A 230-nucleotide genomic window follows, 5' to 3' on the forward strand; every position below is an offset into this window, starting at 1 on the left:
TGATATACATGGTTGGTTTGATGTTATTTAAATTACTTTTGAATATATGTTATTTTTAAAATATAGTGTAGAAATATTTAAGGAGGGGTATCTTGATAGAAAACAAAGAAAGTTTTAGATTACTCTATCAAGCTATTAGTGAACTTGCAGCAGAAATGGGAGATAATCAGTTTGAAACTAAATCTATTAGTCTCATATTTTTAGATCTAGATATCGAACATGAATACTTT

At 26.1% G+C, this 230-nt stretch carries 1 pseudogene; it reads left to right on the top strand.

Going from position 1 to position 230, the window contains the following annotated elements:
- Positions 1 to 92 precede the first annotated feature (92 nt).
- Positions 93 to 230: pseudogene (locus FN960_RS23315) on the top strand (hypothetical protein); the annotation flags it as partial.

The sequence above is a fragment of the Alkalicoccobacillus porphyridii genome, from assembly GCF_007293315.1.
GTDB classification, from domain to species: Bacteria; Bacillota; Bacilli; order Bacillales; family Bacillaceae_D; genus Alkalicoccobacillus; species Alkalicoccobacillus porphyridii.